The 17,064-nt window shown below is 65.3% G+C and carries 12 protein-coding genes and 1 pseudogene; 6 read left to right on the top strand and 7 right to left on the bottom strand.

The genetic code is table 11. The features are described from left to right. Positions 1-52 precede the first annotated feature (52 nt). Both IV091_RS11760 and IV091_RS11755 read left to right on the top strand, forming a co-directional pair. Positions 53-298, top strand: a complete 246-nt coding sequence (locus tag IV091_RS11760) for a hypothetical protein (RefSeq protein ID WP_293468878.1) — start codon at positions 53-55, stop codon at positions 296-298. Between the two features lie 4 nt (positions 299-302). Beyond that, entirely contained in the window at positions 303-8,495 is an 8,193-nt protein-coding gene (locus IV091_RS11755; RefSeq protein ID WP_293468876.1) for a glucoamylase family protein, read from the top strand. Here the strand turns inward: IV091_RS11755 and IV091_RS11750 are convergent. The 3 genes from IV091_RS11750 to IV091_RS11740 form a co-directional block, all read right to left on the bottom strand. Continuing rightward, positions 8,464-9,636 (bottom strand): AI-2E family transporter, encoded by a 1,173-nt coding sequence (locus tag IV091_RS11750; RefSeq protein WP_293468874.1) that lies wholly within the window; start codon positions 9,634-9,636, stop codon positions 8,464-8,466. The genes IV091_RS11755 and IV091_RS11750 overlap by 32 nt on opposite strands. Positions 9,637-9,820: 184 nt before the next feature. Then, on the bottom strand, positions 9,821-10,567 hold the full coding sequence (locus tag IV091_RS11745; RefSeq protein WP_293468872.1) for a LytTR family DNA-binding domain-containing protein: 747 nt from the start codon (positions 10,565-10,567) through the stop codon (positions 9,821-9,823). Beyond that, on the bottom strand, positions 10,564-11,625 hold the full coding sequence (locus tag IV091_RS11740; RefSeq protein ID WP_293468870.1) for a histidine kinase: 1,062 nt from the start codon (positions 11,623-11,625) through the stop codon (positions 10,564-10,566). The genes IV091_RS11745 and IV091_RS11740 overlap by 4 nt, the downstream gene beginning before the upstream one ends. 219 nt (positions 11,626-11,844) lie before the next feature. On the opposite strand from IV091_RS11740, the gene argH reads away from it, so the two are divergent. Continuing rightward, complete coding sequence (argH, locus tag IV091_RS11735) at positions 11,845-13,254, top strand: argininosuccinate lyase (protein WP_293468868.1); 1,410 nt, start codon at positions 11,845-11,847, stop codon at positions 13,252-13,254. Positions 13,255-13,269: 15 nt separating this feature from the next. Here the strand turns inward: argH and IV091_RS11730 are convergent, their stop codons facing one another. The 4 genes and pseudogenes from IV091_RS11730 to IV091_RS11715 all read right to left on the bottom strand — a co-directional run bounded on the left by IV091_RS11730 (position 13,270) and on the right by IV091_RS11715 (position 14,567). After that, on the bottom strand, positions 13,270-13,680 hold the full coding sequence (locus IV091_RS11730; RefSeq protein WP_293468902.1) for a type II toxin-antitoxin system VapC family toxin: 411 nt from the start codon (positions 13,678-13,680) through the stop codon (positions 13,270-13,272). 5 nt (positions 13,681-13,685) lie between these two features. Beyond that, on the bottom strand, positions 13,686-13,940 hold the full coding sequence (locus tag IV091_RS11725) for an AbrB/MazE/SpoVT family DNA-binding domain-containing protein (RefSeq protein WP_293468866.1): 255 nt from the start codon (positions 13,938-13,940) through the stop codon (positions 13,686-13,688). 147 nt (positions 13,941-14,087) lie between these two features. Beyond that, a pseudogene (locus IV091_RS11720) lies at positions 14,088-14,302 on the bottom strand (BrnA antitoxin family protein). A gap of 37 nt (positions 14,303-14,339) precedes the next feature. Continuing rightward, complete coding sequence (locus IV091_RS11715; RefSeq protein ID WP_293468864.1) at positions 14,340-14,567, bottom strand: BrnT family toxin; 228 nt, start codon at positions 14,565-14,567, stop codon at positions 14,340-14,342. Positions 14,568-14,711: 144 nt separating this feature from the next. On the opposite strand from IV091_RS11715, the gene IV091_RS11710 reads away from it, so the two are divergent. From IV091_RS11710 to IV091_RS11700, 3 genes are all read left to right on the top strand, one after another. Further along, the gene (locus IV091_RS11710; RefSeq protein WP_293468862.1) at positions 14,712-15,725 is read left to right on the top strand and encodes a DUF2279 domain-containing protein; all 1,014 of its coding nucleotides are present in this window, start codon (positions 14,712-14,714) and stop codon (positions 15,723-15,725) included. Between the two features lie 297 nt (positions 15,726-16,022). After that, entirely contained in the window at positions 16,023-16,682 is a 660-nt protein-coding gene (locus IV091_RS11705) for a response regulator (RefSeq protein ID WP_293468860.1), read from the top strand. Positions 16,683-16,696: 14 nt separating this feature from the next. Beyond that, on the top strand, positions 16,697-17,064 hold a 368-nt coding region (locus IV091_RS11700; protein WP_293468858.1), incomplete at its 3' end, for a sensor histidine kinase N-terminal domain-containing protein.

Raw genomic sequence — 17,064 nt, 5'->3', positions numbered from 1 at the left:
GAGTGCGCCGCACGCGACAGGGTGAAGGCGCCAACTGTCAGGAGACCCTTCAATGACCCTGCACCATGCCGAAGCCGCAAGCCACTTTCCAATGAGCAGCGAGCATGTCGCGAGCGACTTTATGGCCCTTGCCTCTCACATGACGGCCTGCCAACGCTCGCGCGGCCACTTTTTTACCCTGCGCACTGCAATGCAAACGCTGCACGCCGTGACGGCACCGCGTCTGGTGACCACGGGCGCCGTTTTGGCGGCCTGCAGCCTGGCGTTGCTGGGCTTGGGTCTGTTGACACTGGCCTGAGCGGGTGGACGCTGATGTACTAGACCGGCTGCCATCGCTCAGCCTTCACGCCCGGAAAATCCTTCTTTCCAGCACCGAACAAGCCGACCCCCCGATTCGCGCCGAGTTGTTCGGTATCCAGCGATTCGAAGACCACGGCATCAGTCTGGCGCAGGCGCAGGTCATCGAAACCGACGCCCAGTCGCGGCGTCATGCGCCCTTCTTTCCGCGCGTAGAAGAAAACCTGGCCGCGCTGCGCAAGGCCTACGACTACGTTGCACTTACCTCCCTGAGCGGGCACTACGCCACGCCGGCGGCCGAGTGGCTGCTGGACAACTTTCCGCTGATTGAAGCCCAGCTGCAGCAAATCCGCGAGGGCGTGCCGCACCGCTACTACGCCAGCCTGCCCAAACTGGCGCTCTCGCCGCTGCAGGGGTTGCCGCGCGTTTACGGCATTGCCTGGGCTTACGTGGCCCACTCCGACAGCGTTCTGAATCCGGACATGTTTACCGCGTTTCTGAACGCCTACCAAAGCTGTAGCGAACTGCGACTGAGCGAGCTGTGGGCCTTGCCGACCACGCTGCGCGTGGTGCTGCTTGAAAACCTGCGACGCATGGCCGACGACATTGCCCGGGGCAAGGTCGCGCGCGAAGTCGCGCATACCGTGTGGGACAGCGAAAAACAGCTGAACAACGCTGATCTTGAAGCAATCTACGCCCTGATGAAGCAGCGCGGCCTGCAGCGCAGCTACCTGACCCAGCTTTGGCAGCGCATGCCTACGGAGTTGCTGAGCGACTCGCCCGCGCTGGTCCTGTGGACCGAGCAGCACTGCCCCGACGGGCACACGCTGATGCTGGAGAGCCAGAGCGCGCAGGTGGCATCCAACCTCACGGTCGGCAACATCATCACCACCCTGCGCCTGATCGGCCAGGTCGACTGGGTCGATCTGATAGAGCCGGTCAGCCGCTCCCTGCAGGTGCTCGGCCAGCTGCCCAGTTTTTGCAGGGAAAGCGAGCTCACGCGCCAGCAAATCACCCACGCCATGGAGCAACTGGCGCGGGACAGCCAAAAGACAGAACATGAAACGGCCCAGGCAGTCGTTGCGGCCGCCCGGGCCGTACCCGACAGCTTGGGCGCAGATGCGGCCGAGCGCACCGCAGGCTTTTACCTGATCGGCGGCGGCCGCGCGCAACTGGAAGCAGCGCTGGGCCTGCCGGCCAGACGCACCGCGCGGCGCATCAACTGGCGCAAGTGGCGCCTGGCCATTTACATCGGCGTCATCACCCTGGCGACGCTGCTGATCGTGCTGCTGGCGGCAGGCCATGGCGACTGGCACCAGTGGCAGACGCTGGTGGCTCTTTTTCTGCTGGCCTGGCCCGCCTCCGAGGCGGCTTCTGCTTTTGTGCACCGCCTGATCGCCGAGTCGATGAAAGTCAAGCCGTTGCCCCGCCTGAACTTTGCGGGCGGCATCCCGCCAGAGCACCGGGTTCTGGTGGTGATTCCGACGCTCTTGACGTCCGAAAGGTCTGCCCGCGAACTGGCGCGGCAACTTGAATTTCACTGGCTCGCCAACCGCGAAAACCAGGCGCAGTTTGCACTGCTCACCGACTGGGTCGACGCGCCCGGCGCCACCCTGCCCGGCGATGCGGGCCTGGTGCACGATGCGCTGGCCCAACTGGCGGCGCTCAACGCACGTTATCCGGCCCCAAGCGGTGCGCCGCCACGTTTTTTGCTGATCCACCGACCGCGCAGCTGGTGCGAAACCCAGCAACGCTGGCTGGGCTGGGAACGCAAGCGCGGCAAGCTGGAGCAATTGCTGCGCCTGCTGGCCACCGGCAGCATGGAAGGCTTCACGCCGCTGGCCGAACCCTTGCAGCTGGCCCCGGGCATCCGCTATGTGGTGACGCTGGACAGCGACACCGGCCTGCCACCCGGCGCGCTGCGTGAGCTGGTTGCCATTGCCGCCCACCCGCTGAACGCACCAGAGGTGGACACCGCCTTGCGCCGCGTCGTCAGCGGCTACGGCATCCTTCAGCCGCGCGTGGTAACGCCCCTGCCCGACCTGGCGCAAAACACCCCCTACCACCGGCTGTTTGCGGGACAATGCGGCATTGACCCCTACCATAGCGGCGTCTCCGATGTCTACCAGGACCTGTTTGGCACCGGCAGCTTCAGCGGCAAGGGACTGCTGCATGTGAAGGCCATGCATGCCGTGCTGGATGGCCGCCTGCCCCCCGAAGCCGTGCTCAGCCACGACCTGCTGGAAGGCAACATTGCGCGCTGCGGCTTTGTCAGCGATGTGCCGCTGGTCGAAGACACGCCGCACCATGCCGGCGTGGCAGCTTCACGCAACCACCGCTGGACGCGCGGCGACTGGCAGCTGCTGCCCCTGATGCGCCATCCCAGGCGCTTCGGCATCGACGCATTGGGCCTGTGGAAGATGGCCGACAACCTGCGCCGCTCGCTCGTGGTGCCTGCCACTTTCGCGCTGCTGGTCTGGGTGTTGTTTACCGGTGCGCTGCAACTGGGCACAGCGCTGCTGGCGGCCCTTGCCGCGCTGCTGGCCGGGCCGCTGCTGGGCGTGCTTGCCGGCCTGGTGCCCACGCGCCGCGGTATTTCCAAGCGTCACTTTTTGCAGGTGGGCCGCGGCGAGTTGCTGGGCACCCTGGGCAGCGCGGCCTGGCTGTTCAGCCAGATACCGGCGCAGTCCCTGATGCTGCTCGACGCCGCCGTGCGCTCTGTCTGGCGCATGGCCGTGAGCCGCCGCCTGCTGCTGGAATGGACCACGGCGGCCCAGGCCCAGGCCGCGTCGCGCCGCGAACTCACCGTGTTTGTGCGTCAACATGCGCCGGCCTCGCTGCTGTGCGCCGCACTGGCCATGGCGGCCCCGTGGGCGGCCCATCCCGGGGCAGCCATCGCCCTGTTCCTGCTCTGGGCCGCATCGCCTGTGGCGGCCTGGTGGGCCAGCCTGCCCCGCGCCAGCAATACCCCCGGGCTAAGCCACATGGACCAGCGTTACCTGCAAGCGCTGGCGCGCGACACCTGGCGCTTTTTTGAGCGCTGCGTGGGCCCCGAGGACAACCACCTGCCGCCCGACAACCTGCAACTGGTGCCCGACCCCACGCTGGCCCACCGCACCTCGCCCACCAACATCGGGCTGTACCTGCTGTCCGTCTGCTGCGCCCGCGAATTCGGCTGGATCACGACCGCCGAAGTCATCGCTCGCCTGCAGGCGTCGCTGGACAGCATCGAAAAGCTGTCCAAGCATGACGGCCATCTGCTCAACTGGTACGACACCCGCACGCTGGAGGTCATGCTGCCGGCCTATGTCTCGTCGGTGGACAGCGGCAACCTGGCCGGCTTGCTGCTGGCCGTGGCGCAGGCCTGCACCAAGCTGAAGAAAACCTGCCCCGATGATCCACCAGCGCAGGCCGACCTGCGGCGCCTTGCCGAACGCTGCCGCGCCCTGTATGGCGCCATGAACTTCAGCGGCCTGTATGACCGCAAGCGGCATCTGTTTCATATCGGCCTGAACGTCGATGACAAGGCGCTGGACGCCAGTTACTACGACCTGCTGGCCTCCGAGTCGCGGCTGACCAGCTTTCTGGCCATTGCCAAGGGCGATGTGCCCAAGCGCCACTGGAGCGCGCTGGGCCGGCCTTTCCTGTCAGTTGACGGCGCACCGGGACTCAAATCGTGGTCAGGCTCCATGTTTGAATACCTGATGCCCTCCCTGCTGATGCATGAGCCCGCCCATGGCTTGCTGCACACCATGGCACGCTCGGCCATCGCGGCACAGCGCGCCTTCGGGGCCCAGCAGCATGTGCCCTGGGGCATTTCCGAATCCGCCTATTTTGCGCAAGACCATTCGCTGGCCTACCAGTATTCGCCCTTTGGCGTGCCGCGCCTGGCGCTGCGGCGCACGCCCGTGACCGACCGGGTCGTCGCGCCCTACGCGACCTTGCTGGCCACCTTGTTCGAGCCCGCGGCAGCCGTGGCCAACCTGATGCGCCTGGAACGGCTGGGCGCGCGCGGCGAGCTGGGCATGTTTGAAGCGCTGGACTTCACGGTATCGCGCCAGCGCGAACAGCAGGCCTTCAGCACCGTCCAGGCCTTCATGGCGCACCACCAGGGCATGTCGCTGGTGGCGCTGTGCAACGTGCTGTGCCATGACGCGCCCCGGCGCTGGTTTTGCGCCGAACCCCAGGTGGCCGCGCATGAAGCCCTGCTGCATGAACGCACGCCCCGCCAGATCATTAAAAGCGCCAACCCGCGCCTGCCGCCCGAGCCCAACGGCCGCCAAAGCGAGCCGGTGTTCCAGTCGCGCGACGTCAACCCGGCCCTGGCCGGCTGGAAACCCACGCACTTGCTGTCCAACGGGCGTTACAACGTTGCCCTGCGCGCCAGCGGTGCGGGCGTCAGCCGCTGGCAAGGCAGCCACATCACGCGCTGGCGCGACGACGTGCTGCGCGACGGCTACGGCACGTTCTTTTACCTGCGCCAGAGCGGACAAAGCCAGTTCGGCTCCCTGACCGCCGCGCCAGCGCCCCTGTCGGGCTGGCGTTACAACGCCCATTTCATGGCGGACCGGGTCCAGTTCGACGCGCAGGGCGACACCCTGAGCGCAACCATCACCGTGCTGGTCAGCCCCGAGGACGATACCGAACTGCGCACCGTGGTGCTGCACAACACCGGCCAGACCGAGCAGCTGCTTGAGCTGGTGTCGTGTTTTGAAGCCGTGCTGGCCGACCCCCGCGCCGACGAAGCGCATCCGGCCTTTTCCAACCTGTTCGTGCAGACACGCTGGGAGCCGCAGTGGCGCGCCCTGCTGCTCAAGCGCAAGCCGCGCCTGCATGGCGACCCGCACATGGCGGTGGCGCACTTCCTGGCCGAGGTGGATGCCGAACTGCTGTCAGTGGACTGCCTGGCGGACCGCCGGTTGTTTGCCGGGCGCAACCAGCCCGCCAACCGGCCGGCATTGCAGGCCCAGCCGATAGACGCGCACGGCAACCCGGTCAACGGCCTTGACCCGGTGGCCAGCCTGCGGCTCACGCTGCGGCTGGCACCCGGTGCCATGGCCCGGCTGAGCTTTGCCACAGCGGCCGCGCAAACCGAAGAAGAACTGGCCGCCCGCATCGACAAGTATTTGCAGCCCATGCACATCGAGCGCGCCACCCGCATGGCCGCCACCCTGGCGCAGGTGAGGCTGCGCGACCTGGCGCTGACCCCCGAAGAACACCTGGCGCTGCAAGACCTGACCACCGCCCTGATGTACAGCACCCCCCGGCCGGCCGCCAGGCCCGGACCGCTGGACCAGCGCCAGCTGTGGCGCTTTGGCATTTCGGGTGACAAGCCGATCGTGCTGGTGCGCATCCAGGCGCACAGCGGCCTGCCGCTGGTCAATGCCTTGCTGCGCGCCCAGCCCTGGTGGGCGTTTGGCGGCCTGGCGCTGGACATGGTGGTCATCAACAGCGAACCCAACTCCTACCTGATGCCCTTGCAGCGCGACATTCTGGCGCTGCGCGACCGGCTGATGCAGGCCGTGCAGTACAGCTTTCCCCACCAGCAGAATGCCGAGCGGACGTCCAGCTTTCACCTGCTGCGCGACCAGGAAACCTCTGCCGCCGAGAAGGCCGCGCTGACCGGGCTGGCGCGGGTCGTGCTCACGGCCGACGGCCGGCCGCTGGAAGTGCAGGTAGCCGCCTTGCGCAGCGAAGCCTGGCCGCGCCAGCCAGGCAGCCCGGTCGCCTGGACGCCCATGCGCGATGACCGCACCCTGCCCGAGCCAATGGCACCAGCGCCAGCGCCAGCCCCGGCGCCTGCCGGCGCGTTTGATCCGGACAGCGGCGAATTCTGGTTTGACCTGCAGGGCGGCCAGTCGCCGGCGCGGCCCTGGGTCAACGTGATCGCCAATCCGGAATTCGGCTTTCAGGTATCAGAAACCGGCAGCGGCCTGACCTGGGCAGAAAACAGCCGCATGCACCAGCTCACCCCGTGGTCCAACGACCCGGTGCGCGACCCGGCCTTTGAACACTGGCTGCTGCAGGACCTGGACAGCGGCGAAATTTACCCGCTGACGCCCTCCGTGCTGGCGCCGGCCAGCAGCCGCTGGCGTGTGCGCCACGGCCAGGGCTACACGGTGTTCCAGGGCATGCTGGGCGGACTGCAGGTGGAAACAACGTTTTTTGCCGCCATGCACGAGGCCGTCAAGGTAGTCCAGGTGCAACTGCGGACAGACGGCGGCGGGCGCAGGCGCTTGCGGGCCGTGGCCCTGGTGGAGTGGCAAATGGGCGACGTCCGCGGCCGGCGGCGCACACTGCAGACCTGGAAAGCGCCAGCCCATGCCGCCGTGTTTGCCCAGCAGCAGGAAACCCGGGACGGCTATGGGGCCCGAACAGCGTTTCTGGCCATGTGCCCTGCCCCGGCCCAGACTTCATGGACCTGCGACCGGGGTGAATTTTTTGACACGCTCGGGCGCATGGGCCTGCCCGCCACCCTGGCCGGCCGAAGCGGCAGCGGGTTTGACCCTTGCGCCGCCCTGGGCGCCGAATTCACCGTGGCCGGCCATGAAGAACTGGCCTTTAGCTTCATGCTCGGTCATGCCCAAAATCCGGCTGCCGCAGCGCAAATGGCCGAGGAATGGACGCAGCGCGACACCCGCCAGGCGCTGGCCGACGTGAAAGCCGGCTGGTCCGGGCTGCTGGGCAAAGTGCAGGTCACCACGCCCGACGCCAAATTCGACGCCCTGGTGAACCACTGGCTGCTCTACCAGACCGTCGTGTGCCGTCTCTGGTCCAAGGCCGGCTTCTACCAGGCGGGCGGCGCTTCAGGCTTTCGGGACCAGCTGCAAGACGCCATGGCGCTGGCGCTGGCCGATCCGGCGCGGCTGCGCGCGCAAATCGTGCTGAACGCCTCGCGCCAGTTTCCCGAAGGCGATGTGCAGCACTGGTGGCATGCGCCCGGCGGCGAAGGCGTGCGCACGCATTTCTCGGACGACCTGCTCTGGCTGCCTTACGCCTGCAGCCACTACCTGGCGGCCACGGGCGATGTGGGGCTGCTGGATGAGGCGGTCGCCTTTATCGACGGCCCGCCGATTCCCGATGGCGCCGAGGACGCCTACTACACCCCCCAAGCCAGCAAACAGTCGGCCAGCGTGTACGAGCACTGCGCCCGCACCATAGACCGCAGCCTGGCAGTAGGTGCGCACGGCCTGCCGCTGATGGGCACTGGCGACTGGAACGACGGCATGAACCGCGTCGGCCATGAAGGGCGCGGCGAATCGGTCTGGCTGGGCTGGTTCCTGTGCACGGTGGTCGAAGGCTTTGAGCCCCTGGCCCGAATGCGCGGCGACGATGCACGCGCCGGGCGCTGGCTGGAAGCACGCAAGGGCTGGGTGGCCGCGCTGCATGACGCCGGCTGGGACGGCGCCTGGTTCCGCCGCGCCTTTTTCGACAACGGTGATCCCCTGGGGTCGGACGTTTGCAGCGAAGGCCGCATTGACCTGATTGCCCAGGCCTGGTCGGTGCTGTCGGGCGCCTCAACGCCCGCGTTCACCAAGTCGGCCATGCTGGCCCTGAACAACCAGCTGATCGATGAAAAAGCCGGCTTGCTGCGCCTGCTCGATCCGCCCTTCCAGCATTCGGCCAACAACCCCGGCTACATCCAGGCCTATCCGCCCGGCGTGCGCGAAAACGGCGGGCAGTATTCCCACGCCGGCGTCTGGGCGCTGATGGCCCAGGCCCTGAGCGGCGACACCGAAGGCGCGTGGCGCAGCTTTGAAGCACTGAGCCCCGCCCACCGCAGCGCGAATGCCGGGCAAGGTCCAGCCTATGAACTGGAGCCTTACGTGATGGCAGGCGACGTCTACAGCGCGCCGCCCTATGTCGGCCGGGGCGGCTGGAGCTGGTACACCGGTTCGGCCGCGTGGCTGTACCGCGCAGCGCTTGAAACGCTGCTGGGCCTGGCGGTGCAGCCCGGCCGCCTGTCGCTGTCGCCGCGCCTGCCGGCGCATTGGCCCGCCGTGGAAATTCGCCTGAAGCTGCAGGGCCATGACATCACCGTGCACTGGCAACGCGAAGCTGCGGCCGACCCGGCGCTAAAAGCCGACCAGTGGCCAGGCTGGGGCGAATGGGTGGAACTGGCGAGTTTGCCGCAGCAAGCCGTGCTGCGGCTGCAGGGCAACGCGCCTACGCCCCCAAAAACTCGCCAATCGGTTTGAGGTCATCCACCCGGTCACACACCGACTTGATCATCATCAGGATCGGTATGCCCAGCAGCAAGCCCCACACGCCCCACAGCCAGCCCCATGCCAGCAGGCCGACAAACACCGCCACCGGGCTCATGCGGGCGGCGCGGCTGGTCAGCCAGGGCGTGAGCAGGTTGCCGACCAGGGTGTGAATCAATAGCGAAGCGCCGCCCACCACCAGAGCCATGTTAAGCGAGCCAAACTGCAAAAACCCGACCAGCACCGAAGCCGCCGCCGTGGCCAGTGAGCCTATGTAAGGCACAAGATTGAGCACCGCAGCGGCAATGCCCCACACGGCCGCGTTCTCCAGCCCGATGGCAAAAAAGGCCAGCCCCGTCAACACGCCCACCAGCGCGCTGGTCAGCAGCTGCACCTGCAGGTAACGCTGAATCTGGACGGTGATTTCATTGAGCGCCTGCAGCGTGATTTTTTTCTTGCTCAGGGTGGGGCCAGCCAGCTTGATCAGCTTGCGGCGAAAGGTGTCGCCCGAGAGCATCAGGAAATAGGTCAGAAAAACCACCACCGTGCTTTGGCCGATCAGGGCCAGCAGGCCCATGGTGCCCGACCACAGGTAGTCCTTGATGTTGAACCGCGACGACTCGACCACCACCCGCATCGCGCCCCGGCTGGTGATGGTGCCGCCCCCGCTTTCCTGCGCGGCCTGCTCGATCTGGGAGGCGGCCTTTTGCACGGTTTCCAGCGCCCCATCCGATTTTCCGCTCCGCTCCTTCATGGCCTGCCTGACTTTTTGCGCCGCCGCCGGCAGCGCATTGACCAGCTGCGCGGCCTGGTTGCTGAGAAAATAGGCGGTGGCTCCGATGGAGCCGCAAATGGCGACCATCAGAACCGCTGCGCCCAGCCAGCGCGGCACGCGCCTGAACTCCATCCAGTTGACGACCGGCGACAGCGCGTAGCTGAACAACACGCTCAGCATCACGGGAATAAATACCTCCTTGGCCCAGTGCAGCACAAAAATGCTGGCCAGCATGGCCAGCACGGCCAGCGACACGCTGCGGATGTCCACCGGCATATGCAGCATCACCCGAGCCGGGTCGGACAGCATCACCGCTTCAGGGTCGGCCACAGTTGCCTCTGGCGCAATAGTTTCAGTCATCTTTTTCCTTTCCATCAGCTGGCGAAATCTATCTCTGTCATTGCGAACGAAGTGCGGCAATCCATGACTGCGCCTTTTCGACGATGGATCGCCGCACTTCGTTCGCGATGACGAATCGGGGGGCGGTTCATGGTCCGTGTACGGTATTGGGCCAGATTCAGGCAGCTCGTAATGAGTCTTTGCTTCAGCCGACCATGGCTTCCCGCACCGCGCTGACTTGGCGGCGCGACACCGACAGCAGCTCGTCAATACCGCTGAGCCGTACCGCCCAGCCTTCGCCTTCCTCGGGGTCGAAGTGCTTTTCAAGCGCCCGCACGGCCTGCCGCGCAATCAGCGCGTTGCGGTGAATGCGCATGAACCGGGCCGCATGCCGCGTTTCCAGCTCGTTCAGCGAGCCATCCAGAATGTAGCTGCGCCTGGCCGTGCGCACGGTGATGTATTTCAGCTCGGCCTTGAAGTACAGCACCTCTGCCAGCGGCACCCGCTCGGTCCGGCCCCGGTCCTGGATGACCAGCATTTCACCCGTTAAATCGGGCATTAGCCCCCGTTCCGACTGCACCATTCGCTCTACTTTTTGTAGCGCCTGCTGCAAGCGTTCCAGCCGCACCGGCTTGGTCAGGTAGTCCAGCGCTTCAAGCTCGAAGGCCTGCACGGCATGTTCGGCATGGGCCGTCACAAACACCACGGCTGGCGGGCGGGGCAAGGCGGCAATCCGCTGGGCCAGCGCCATGCCGTCCGGCCCGGGCATACGGATGTCCAGCAACACCACGTCAAAAGGGCCGCGCTTCAGCGCCGCCATGGCCTGCACTGCATCGGCCGCTTCGCCCGCCACCAGCGCCGTGGGCGCCGTGCAGTCGCCCAGCAGGGTGCGCAGCCGCGACCGGGCCAGCGCCTCGTCGTCCACCACCAGCACGTTCAAGCTCAAACTCATACGGGAACCTCCAACCTGACATGAAACACGCCATTTTTAAACACGGTTTTGAACTGTGACTGCACATCATGCATGAGCATCAGGCGCTCACGCACATTGGCCAGCGCCAGCCCGTGGCCGCGCGTGCCCACGCCAGCGGGTGATGAATTGCTGACCTTGATCACCACCGTGCTGCCGCGCCTGTGCGTGGAAATTTTGATCTGCGCGCCACTGGCGCTGGGCTCCACGCCGTGCATCACCGCGTTTTCAACCAGCGGCTGCAGCAGCAGCGGCGGCAGCCGTGCAGGGTCGGCCAGCGGGTCCAGGCTCCACTGCACCTGCAAGCGGTCGCCAAAGCGGATTTTCTCGATCGCCAGGTAACGCTGCGCCAGCGCGACTTCCTGGCCCAAGGTGACGGACTCGGCCGGGTCGGCCAGCGCATGGCGAAACAGCTCGCTCAAATCCTCCAGCACCGCCTCGGCCTTGGCCGGCTCGGCGCGCACCAGCGCAATGGCGCTGTTGAGCGTGTTGAACAGGAAATGCGGACGGATGCGCGACTGCAGTTCGGCCAGGCGGGCTGCCGTGGCCGCCGGGGTGCTGGCCTTGGCGCGCCAGACCAGCCCCGCCATCACCACTGACGACAGCAGCGCACCCGATGCGGCGCTGCCCCCCCAGGACAACGAATTCAGCAGCCCCATCAGGGCCAGCAGGCCGCAACCATATAGCCCGACGACAGCACCCAGCGCCATGCCCGCAAGCCACTGAAGCGCGGGCGCCAGCCGGTTGAGCGGCGCCTTGAGGAGGCAAACCACGATCAGCCAGCCCAACGTGGCGGGCAACACACCCCCTGTCAGCAAAGAAAATCGCAGCAGCCACTCGGCGACCTGACCAGTCGCAAACAGGGCCGCCACGCCCACGACCGCCTCCACAAACAGCACCACCCGCAGCACCACCCCGACATGGCAGGCGTCAAACATGCGCGCGCGCGCCACAAGGTGCGGCGCCGTCTCCCCGCCCTCCGGGAGCAGGCTGCCATGCAGCGTGGAATCTTCAAAACGCAGGGAAGTCATCGGTTTCATCGGTGGGGCGCAGGGCATTGGACTCGTTTCAGCCTTCAGGGCAGGCGGGTCCGTGGGTTGAAGGGCCGCACGGCGCGCAGATAAAATAAAGTGTTCGAGTATTGCACCGCTCATGGCCTTTGCACCATCGGTTGAAACACCGGCAAGCCGCATCCCCGCCGCAAACTTGTCCACCCCGCGCGCGACCCGAGCCGCCTGCGCCCCCAAAGAAAGCCCACAGTGAATCAATTCGACAAGAAATCCCAAGCCTGGTCTGCCCTGTTTTCAGAGCCCATGAGCGACCTGGTCAAGCGCTACACGGCCAGCGTGTTTTTTGACAAACGCCTGTGGCAGGCCGACATCGCCGGCTCCCTGGCCCACGCAGAAATGCTGGCCGCGCAACAAATCATTGCCCCCGCCGACTATGCCTCCATCCAGCGCGGCATGGCGCAAATCACCGCCGATATCGAATCCGGCGCATTTGAATGGAAGCTGGACCTGGAAGACGTGCACCTGAACATCGAGGCGCGCCTGACACAAATCGTGGGCGACGCCGGCAAGCGCCTGCACACCGGCCGCTCCAGAAACGACCAGGTCGCCACCGATGTGCGGCTCTGGCTGCGCGGCGAGATTGACCTGATCAGCGCCCTGCTCGCCGAATTCCAGACCGCGCTGGTCGACATTGCCGAGAAAAACGTCGACGTGATTCTGCCGGGCTTTACCCACCTGCAGGTAGCCCAGCCCGTGAGCTTTGGCCACCACATGCTGGCCTACGTGGAAATGTTTGCCCGCGACGCCGAGCGCATGCAGGACGTGCGCAAGCGCGTCAACCGCCTGCCGCTGGGCGCCGCCGCGCTGGCCGGCACCAGCTACCCGCTGGACCGCGAGCGCGTGGCCCGCACGCTGGGCATGGTCGACGCGCAAGGCCAGCCGCAGGTCTGCCAGAACAGCCTGGACGCGGTGAGCGACCGCGACTTTGCGATTGAGTTCACCGCTGCCGCGTCGCTGGCCATGGTGCACATCAGCCGCCTGAGCGAGGAACTGGTGCTGTGGATGAGCCAGAGCTTTGGCTTCATCGACATCGCCGACCGCTTTTGCACCGGCTCGTCGATCATGCCGCAAAAGAAAAACCCCGACGTGCCAGAACTGGCACGCGGCAAGACTGGCCGCGTCGTCGGCCACCTGATGGGCCTGATCACCCTGATGAAAGGCCAGCCGCTGGCCTACAACAAGGACAACCAGGAAGACAAGGAGCCGCTGTTTGACACCGTGGACACGCTCAAAGACACGCTGCGCATTTTTGCCGAAATGGTGGGCGGCATCACCGTCAAGCCCGAAGCCATGGAACGCGCCGCCCTCAAGGGCTACGCCACCGCCACCGACCTGGCCGACTACATGACCAAGAAAGGCCTGCCCTTTCGCGACGCCCACGAAACCGTGGCGCACGCCGTCAAGGCCGCGATTTCACACAACGTCGACCTGTCGGAGCTGCCGCTCGAAGTGCTGCAGCAGTTCAGCCCCAGCATTGAAAAAGATGTGTACGACGTGCTGAGCCTGCGCGGCTCGCTGAACGCCCGCAACATCCTGGGCGGCACGGCGCCCGCGCAGGTGCGGGCGCAGATTGCGCGGCACCGGGTGCGGCTGGGGTAGCTAGGCCCTCAAGGGCTACAGCCCCGAACCCTGCGCCCAGTTTTCCAGCCGCAAGCCCGCCACGCGCTCGAATTCACGCGTGTTGTTCGTCACCAGCGTGCAGTCATCGGCCAGGGCGTGGCTGGCAATCCATAAATCATTCGCGCCAATCGGCGTGCCCGCTGCCCTCAGCCGCGTGAACTGCACGGCATAGTGCTCGCAAATGGCACGGTTCACGCCGTAGCGCACCGGCACCACGCGGGTCAGCGCGTCCAGGCGGCGCAGCACATCGGCTTTTCTGGTGCTGCGCTCGGCGCCCATCAGCAACTCGGCAAATGTGAAAAACGACATGCATAACTCGGCGCCGTTGCCGATCGCATTCACGCGCTCGGCAACGATGGGCGGCTTATTCTTGATGAGGTAAATCAGGATATTGGTGTCAAGCATGTACTTCACAGCGACTCCCGTTCCTGCATGGGAAGCTGCTCGCGCCGCCCGGCTTCCAGCAGGGCGACAAATTCATCGTCGAAGCCCTTCAGGGCATCAAGCAAGGCAGCACCCCGGTCGGCGGGCACGGGGTGCAGCACCAGGTCGCCATCGGCGTTGCGGAAAATTTCCACCCGGCTGGTGTCCAGCCTGAATTCCTGGGGAATCCGAACCGCCTGGCTGTTGCCATTCATAAAGACACGGCTGATCGTTGCTGACATGAAAGTCCTCCTTTGTACACACTTTAATGTGTGTATTTTGAGGCGAAATCGCCTGACTGTCCAGGCAATTTTTGAAAAATTGTGGTCCGTCGCCAATTTCACAATCAAGAAAGCAACCCAGCCACCGCATTGACAAGGGCACAAGCTTCACACCGGCGAGTGCGTCCGCAGCCAGTCCTTGAGCGCCGCATCAATGCGCGTTTGCCAGCCGTCCCCGCCCGGAAAGCTTCGACCACCTCGGGCGACAGGCGAATAGTGGTGGAGACCTTGGGTAGCGCCTTTTGCGGCCCGCGCACACGCATGCCCAGCGTCTTTTGCAGCGCAGGCGGCAACACTTCGTGGGCGGGCTTGAACAGCCGCATGTCTTCGGCCGTCAGTTCACGGACTTCACCGTTTTTATCAATGAGTGGGGGGCGCTTGTTCATAACTTCTGATCTCCCGAGGGTTGGCCTTGCGAAAACTGATCACGCGGATACCGCCATCAATCGGCGTGAAGCACAGCACATGTAGCCGTATATCCTGCTGCACGATGGCGGTGTTGAAATCAAAGTCGGCAACACGCTCAAACTGCAGACTTCGCTGATGAATGTTCCTCTCGTTTTTAAAAACGTCGAACTCGATTTTCATCAATCAAATTGATGTAACGATTTGGTCTTTTGCAAAGGCTTTATCGGCATACGCTTTGGCTTGTTGCCATGATCGTGGGCCATTCAAACCGCAAATTGCGCCAGATCAATTCCAGGCACAGGAGGCGCGCCTAGGCTCTTGTCCATGCGCACAGACACCCCCTGGACAACACGAAGGCTGCAGCCTGTTGCTGCGCTGGCACTGCCCCTGATCTTCGCCACGCAGCTTGCGATGGCGCAGCAGGATGACCTGGGGGCTGCTGCGCCGGGCGACGCCGATATCGCCGAAACAACAGAAGCTGTCGATGCGCCGCGAACGCCTGCGGACGAGGCACCTGCCGCCACGCCACTTGCACGCGCACCAGCGGTCAGCGAAAGGACCACGCGCCTTCGCACGGCAGCACTGATGACCGCCACGATCGGTGGAACGCTGGCCTACGGGCGCGCCAAGTGGTGGAAAGACGGTTTCGGCGGCGGCTTCAAGACCGCCCGCGAAGGCTGGTTTGGCCAGGACACGCGCTATGGCGGCGCCGACAAGCTTGGCCATGCCATGTTTGCCTACTCTGGCAGCCGGCTGCTGACGCAGGCCTTCGAGTGGGCGGGACACGACTCCAGCACCGCCCTGAAGCTGGGCCTTTGGACCTCGGTCGGCACCTTGATGGGGGTCGAGCTGATCGACGGCTTCTCGCGGAAATGGCGCTTTTCCAAAGAAGATGCCCTGGCCAATCTGGCCGGCGGTGCGCTGGCCTATGTGCTGGAGCGCAACCCCGAACTGGACGCGCTGGTCGACCTGCGGCTTCAATACAGCTCGCCGTCAGGCGGGCGCCAGTTCGATCCGTTTGGCGACTATTCCAGCCAGCGCTACCTTCTGGTGCTCAAGGCCAGCGGCGTGCCGGCGCTCAAGCGGCACCCGCTGCTCAAGTACCTTGAAATCAACGTCGGCTACGGCGCGCGCAACTTCGATGCCGGCCCCGGCGCGCTGGCGCCGCCGACCCGCAACGCCTATGTGGGCCTCTCGCTCAACCTCTCGGAGTTGCTGCGCCACACGGTCTACCAGGGCAACGCCAGCCCATCCCGGACCCAGCAGGTGACAGAGACCTTGTTCGAGTTCATGCAAATCCCCGCGACGACGGTGCAGTCTGAGCGCGTCATCCGCTGAGGGCTGGCGGGTTTGGGGCCTGCAGCGCGGTAGAACCGCACGTTTACTGGCCGCTGCTCTTTATAGGCTCCGATCAATCACATGACCGTCCTGATCGTTGCGATGCGGGTGAACCCGCGCGCGGGGTTTAGTTGTTGTCACGATGTGCATGCCATGAGGGTTCGGGCATCGACTAAAACGCTGTCTCAGCTACAAATCTGGACATCTGGACACCTGTGCGCCAGCGCCACAAGCAAGCGTTTTAAGTCCCGTCTAAGCTACACACGCCAGACTGTGCCACTTCTCAAGGACTCACCGATGCGCTTACTGCTGGTTGAAGACGACGCCATGATTGGCGAAGCCGTGCTGCAAGTGCTGCGTGCCGAGCACTACGCCGTGGACTGGGTGCGCGACGGCGTCATGGCCGATGCGGCCCTTAAAACCGAGACGTACGACCTGGTGCTACTCGACCTGGGCCTGCCCAAGCGCGACGGCCTGGACGTGCTGCGCGCGCTGCGGGCCCGGCGCGCTGCCGTTCCTGTGCTGGTCGCCACGGCGCGCGACGCGGTCGGCGACCGCATTGCCGGGCTGGATGCCGGCGCCGATGACTATGTGGTCAAGCCCTATGACATTGACGAGTTGCTGGCGCGCATTCGCGCCCTGCTGCGGCGCAGCGCCGGCCGGGGCGAGCCGGTGTTTGAACACAAGGGCGTGCGCCTGAACCCGGCCACCCGCGAGGCCACGGTGCAGGGCCAGCAGGTGTCGCTGTCGGCGCGCGAATGGGCCGTGCTGGAGCCGCTGCTGGCCCGCCCTGGCGCGGTGCTGTCGCGCACGCAGCTGGAAGAAAAGCTCTACAGCTGGAAGGACGACATCAGCAGCAACGCGGTCGAGGTCTATATCCACGGCGTTCGCAAAAAACTCGGCAGCGAATTGATCCAGACCGTGCGCGGCCTGGGCTACGTGGTGCCCAGGGAATGAGCAGCACCCACTCTTTGCGCAAGAGGCTCCTCTGGTTTGTACTGGTGGCCATTTTGCTGGCGGCCGTGCTGCAGGCCGTCACGGCTTACCGGGGCGCGCTGCGGCAGGTCGACGCGATGTTTGACGACCATCTGCAGCAAATGGCGCGTTCACTGCGCAGCGGCATTCCGCTGGGCCTGCCGCAGGCTCAGGATGAGGATGATTCCGCCTATGACCTGTATGTGCAGATCTGGGGGCAGGACGGCACGCAGATATTTCGTTCCACCCGCTCGGCCCTGCCGCCGCGCGCGGTGCTGGGGTTTTCAGACGTCGAGGCGCACGGCAACCGCTACCGGGTGTACACGCTGCAAACGCCGCTGCAAACCGTGCAGATCGCGCAGGA

This window comes from Polaromonas sp. (assembly GCF_018780625.1).
Lineage (GTDB): Bacteria > Pseudomonadota > Gammaproteobacteria > Burkholderiales > Burkholderiaceae_C > Polaromonas.
This window is presented reverse-complemented; position numbering and strand designations above follow the sequence as displayed.

Bases quoted from the DNA above. Each gene is read 5' to 3' on its own strand.
- IV091_RS11710 (WP_293468862.1), top strand. From the start codon at position 14,712: ATGCGCACAGACACCCCCTGGACAACACGAAGGCTGCAGCCTGTTGCT.
- IV091_RS11760 (WP_293468878.1), top strand. From the start codon at position 53: ATGACCCTGCACCATGCCGAAGCCGCAAGCCACTTTCCAATGAGCAGC.
- IV091_RS11740 (WP_293468870.1), bottom strand. From the start codon at position 11,625: ATGAAACCGATGACTTCCCTGCGTTTTGAAGATTCCACGCTGCATGGC.
- IV091_RS11730 (WP_293468902.1), bottom strand. From the start codon at position 13,680: ATGCTTGACACCAATATCCTGATTTACCTCATCAAGAATAAGCCGCCC.
- IV091_RS11715 (WP_293468864.1), bottom strand. From the start codon at position 14,567: ATGAAAATCGAGTTCGACGTTTTTAAAAACGAGAGGAACATTCATCAG.
- IV091_RS11705 (WP_293468860.1), top strand. From the start codon at position 16,023: ATGCGCTTACTGCTGGTTGAAGACGACGCCATGATTGGCGAAGCCGTG.
- IV091_RS11725 (WP_293468866.1), bottom strand. From the start codon at position 13,940: ATGTCAGCAACGATCAGCCGTGTCTTTATGAATGGCAACAGCCAGGCG.
- IV091_RS11745 (WP_293468872.1), bottom strand. From the start codon at position 10,567: ATGAGTTTGAGCTTGAACGTGCTGGTGGTGGACGACGAGGCGCTGGCC.
- IV091_RS11750 (WP_293468874.1), bottom strand. From the start codon at position 9,636: ATGACTGAAACTATTGCGCCAGAGGCAACTGTGGCCGACCCTGAAGCG.